Annotated in this window: 1 protein-coding gene and 1 pseudogene; both read right to left on the reverse strand. The window is 76.2% G+C overall.

What is annotated here, in order from left to right; genetic code table 11:
* Window positions 1-41: 41 nt before the first annotated feature.
* Window positions 42-989 carry a bifunctional riboflavin kinase/FAD synthetase gene (locus ACFWN1_RS32565; protein ID WP_384370145.1) on the reverse strand — a complete coding sequence of 316 codons (948 nt, stop codon included), beginning with the start codon at window positions 987-989 and terminating at the stop codon, window positions 42-44.
* 124 nt (window positions 990-1,113) lie between these two features.
* Window positions 1,114-3,033: pseudogene (locus tag ACFWN1_RS32570) on the reverse strand (serine protease); the annotation flags it as partial.

Raw genomic sequence — 3,033 nt, forward strand, 5'->3', positions numbered from 1 at the left:
GTGCTCAGCGCACCGGCCGCCCTTTCACCTGTACGGAGCAGCTACGCCTCCGCGGCCACGATCTCCCGGCACCGCTCCACGTCCGCGCCCATCTGCTCCAGCAGACCCTCCAGCGAGTCGAACTTCGCCTGGCCGCGCACATAGGCGAGGAACTCGACGGCGACGTGCAGCCCGTACAGGTCGAGGCCGACGCGGTCGATGGCGTACGCCTCCACCGTGCGCTCGGTGCCGTCGAACTGCGGGTTGGTGCCGACCGAGATCGCGGCGGGCATCGTCTCGCCCTGGGCGTACAGGTACCCGGCATAGACGCCGTCGGCGGGGATGGCGGTGTGCGGCAGGGTCTCCACGTTGGCGGTGGGGAAGCCGAGATCGCGGCCGCGCTGGGCGCCCCGGACGACGACGCCCTCCACGCGGTGCGGGCGCCCCAGGATCTCGCGGGCCCCGGCGACATCGCCCGCCGCGATCAGGGTGCGGGTCAGCGTGGAGGAGAACGGCTTGCCACCGCCCGCCTCACCGGTGAGGTACAGGTCGACGATCTCCACGTCGAAGTCGTAGACCCGGCCCTGCTCGGCGAGGAAGTCCACGGTGCCGGCGGCGCGGTGCCCGAAGCGGAAGTTCGGGCCCTCCACGACGGCCTTGGCGTGCAGCTTGTCGACCAGCACCTTGACGACGAAGTCGGCCGGGGAGAGCTGCGAGAACTCGGTGGTGAAGGGGAGCACGAGCACCGCGTCGACCCCGAGGTCCGCCATCAGTTCGCACCGGCGCGGGTGCGGGGCGAGCAGCGGGGGGTGGCTGCCGGGCCGTACGACCTCGCTGGGGTGCGGGTCGAAGGTGACCACGACGGCCGGGACGCCCAGCTTGCGGGCGCGGTCGACGGCGTGCTCGATGATCAACTGGTGGCCGCGGTGGACCCCGTCGTAGGACCCGATGGTGACGACGCTGCGCCCCCAGTCCTGAGGGATGTCCTCCAAGCCACGCCAGCGCTGCACTGTGACCGCTCCTCGAACCCGTGTCCGTGTCTGACTCTTGTGCAGGTCCAAGAGTGCCATGCCCGCTCGCGGGGGCTCGCATCGGTACGGCCCCTGTGACCGGGGGCACGTCCGAAACCCCTGCTCACGCCGGTACGGGCGTGCCGGCAGGCTCCTCGATCGCGCGCCGCGCGCCGGGGCCCACGACGGCGATCCAGTCGTCCGGGGCCTCCCTCAGCCGGCGGGCCAGCCGGGCGGCGAAGCCGGGCAGCTCGCGGACGAGGTCGGTCAGACACCGGTCGGCGCCCTCGGGGGTACGGCCGAGGAGACGGGCGGTGCGGTGGACGAGCCCCTGGGCCTCCTCCACCGCCGGACCCGCGCCGTCGCCGTCGCCGTCGCCGTCGAGCAGGGCGGCGGCCGCGCGCACCACCGCGACCAGGACGCCGGGGTCCCGTTCATGGGCGAGCAGCAGGTCCAGCAGTTCGCGGCGCAGCGGGGTCGTGGCCGGGGTGCCGGGGGCGACGAGGACGGCGGCCAGGGCGGCGCGGGCCGGTTCGAAGCCCTTGCCGAGCAGCCCGGTGAGCAGGGGGAGCAGTTCGGCGCGTGCGGTGGGCCCGTCGCGGAGACGGCGGTCGACGTACTCGGCGACGAGGGGGGCGTGCTCCGGGCGGGGCGCGACCGTCTCCCGGACCAGGGCGGCGACGCGGCGGGCGAGCGCCGGATCGCTGAGACCGGCCAGCGCGCGCAGGGCGGGGGCGGGGTCCGGGCCGTGGCGCAGCCGGGCCCGGAAGGCGTCGAGCACCGTGTCGGGGTGGGTGGCCAGGGCCGGGAGGAGTGCGCCGGGCGGCAGCCCGCGGTCGCCGGCCGCGAAGTGGCGGAGCGCCCGCGGCAGGTGCTGGTCGCGGCTGACCGGGTCGACGGCCAGCAGGGCCAGGGCACCACCGTGCAGGGCGCGGTCGGCGGGGCGGGCCAGCAGGGTCTGGGCGGCGCGGCGCAGCAGGTTGTGGTCGGCGGGGGTGCCGGCGTGGGGTTCGGTGCGGCGGGCGAGTACCAGGGCGGTGGCCCGGTGGGCGGGGTCCTCGACGCGGGCCCAGCGGTCGACGGCACGGCAGGCGGCGGAGGGCTCGTCCTCGGCGAGCACGGCGAGCAGTTCGACGGCTCTGCGGTGGCCGCTGTCGATAAGGGCCTCGGTGAGGTGGTCCAGCGCGCCGTGGCGGTGGGTGTGCAGCAGGGCCTGGGCGGCGGTGGCGACGGTCGCGTGCGGGGTGGCGGGCAGCGGGCGCTCGTCCTCGAACCAGCGGGTGAGGTGAGGCTGGCCCGCGGCAGGGTCGGCGGCGAGCAGCCGGGCCACCGCGTCCAGGTACCGCTCCCCCGGTTCCCCGGGCACCGCCGGGTCGGCCAGCACCAGCCGCCGCAGCAGGGCGAACCGTTCGGCGTCGGGCAGGGCCAGCGCGGTCCAGAAGGCGGGCCCGAACCCGGCGGGTACGGCCTGGCCCGCGCGCCGCCAGGCCACGACGCGGTCGGCGAGGAGGCGCAGCTCCTCGCGGTACGGCAGGGCGTCCGGGGTGCGCAGCAGAGTGCTGGTGAGCAGCCGGGCGGCCCACCAGGAGGCGGGGTCCCGGTCGAGGGCGTCGGCCAGCTCCCGCAGCCGGAAGGCGAGCCGGCGGGGGCCGCGGCGGCCGAGGAGCAGCAGGGCCTGGACGACGGGCCCGATCCGGTGGTGCGGCACCGGCAGCACCCCGGGCGGACGCTCGGTGTGCGGGCGGTGGACCAGGACGTGGAGCGCCTCGTCCAGGTCGAGATGCGTGCCCTGGACCCAGTCGGCGAACTCCTCGTGCGCGAAGCGGTAGCCGCTCCCGGAGCGGATCAGCAGCCCCTCGGCGAGGACGGCGGACGCCCACCCGGTGGCCCCGCCGAGCCGGGCCGGGGCGCGCCCGTGCGGGAAGACGGCCTCGAAGGCCGCCCGGTCCAGCGCGCCCTGCCCGTGCCCGAGGGCGCGCCGGGCGGCCTCGTGCACCTGACCTGAGAACTTGGTGGCGAGGCGTCGTACGGAGTTGTGGTGTTG

It is taken from the genome of Streptomyces sp. NPDC058459 (genome assembly GCF_042721685.1).
Classification (GTDB): Bacteria; Actinomycetota; Actinomycetes; order Streptomycetales; family Streptomycetaceae; genus Streptomyces.